The 1,298-nt window shown below is 32.9% G+C and carries 2 protein-coding genes; both read left to right on the top strand.

Going from position 1 to position 1,298, the window contains the following annotated elements; all coding sequences use genetic code 11:
• Positions 1-408 (top strand): transposase (locus tag PK35_RS16955; RefSeq protein WP_238320939.1); only part of this gene is annotated, 408 nt, incomplete at its 5' end.
• A gap of 35 nt (positions 409-443) precedes the next feature.
• Positions 444-1,259 (top strand): IS3 family transposase, encoded by an 816-nt coding sequence (locus PK35_RS16950; protein WP_044627773.1) that lies wholly within the window; start codon positions 444-446, stop codon positions 1,257-1,259.
• The last annotated feature ends 39 nt before the right edge of the window (positions 1,260-1,298 follow it).

Raw genomic sequence — 1,298 nt, 5'->3', positions numbered from 1 at the left:
CCCGTCCTGAATAAAGGCTACATAATTTTAAACATTATGTATAAAAACGACAAAGTAATCAGACGGTATTCAGAACCTTTCAAACTGAAAATTTTAGAAGAACTTACAACCGGAAAATTAAACAAGTATCAATTAGGTAAGGCGTATGGAATTAATCCCACTACCATTAATGAATGGATTAAAAAGTATAACCGTAAAGACCTTATGAACACACGAATAACTGTGAAAACAAAAGATGAGATAACCAGAATTAAAGAACTGCAAAAGGAAATTGAACAACTTAAAAAACTCTTGTTAAAGAAAGACATGGATGCCATGATTCAAGATTCATACCTGGAAGTTGCTGCTGAAGACCTTGGCTATAAATCTGTTGCTGAACTAAAAAAAAAGCTAAATATAGAGCGCTAATTAAGGCAAAGGAAAAATCTAAAGGATTTGCGTCTTTGACGACAATCACTGCTCTTTTTGGACTTAAACGTGATGCATACTACAAGTATAAATATAGAGCTGACAAACGTTTAAAACTGGAACAACAAGTCATACAAATTGTCAACCAAAAACGCAGATCCTTGCCTAGAGAAGGCGTGCGTAAACTTAAAATATCTTTAAAAAATGATTTTGATAAAGCCAACCTCAAAGTAGGTAGAGACACACTTTTCAACATTCTTAGAAAACACAATATGCTTATAACAAGAAAGAAACCTAGCTACAAAACAACCAACTCTTTGCATAGGTTCTATAAACATAAAAATATCATAAAAGATGTACTTGTTAATAGACCAAATCAAGTTTGGGTAAGTGATATTACATACATCAGAACTGTAAAAGGGTTTTGCTATTTAGCGCTTATTACAGATATGTATTCAAGGAAAATTATAGGTTACGACCTTAGTGACAGCCTTGAACTTAGCGGTTGTACCAGAGCGCTTAAAAAAGCATTATATCAAGCTAAAAATACTGAGAATGTAATACATCATTCGGATAGAGGTATACAATATTGCAGCAATGTATACACGAAGATTTTAAAGAGAAACAATATCAAAATTAGCATGACCGAAGACAACCATTGCTATGAAAACGCTATTGCCGAACGTGTAAATGGAATCCTTAAAGACGAGTTTTATCTTGACCAGACCTTTGATAGTGTACAACACGCCAAAAAAGCCACAAAAAGCGCTATTAATCTTTACAACCAAGTAAGATTACATGTATCTTTAGACTATAAAACACCCAATATGGTATATTTAAAAACAGCGTAAATCAATTTTTAAACTGTAGCCATATTTCAGGACTAGACA

The sequence above is a fragment of the Neotamlana nanhaiensis genome (genome assembly GCF_000943555.1).
GTDB classification, from domain to species: Bacteria; Bacteroidota; Bacteroidia; order Flavobacteriales; family Flavobacteriaceae; genus Neotamlana; species Neotamlana nanhaiensis.
This window is presented reverse-complemented; position numbering and strand designations above follow the sequence as displayed.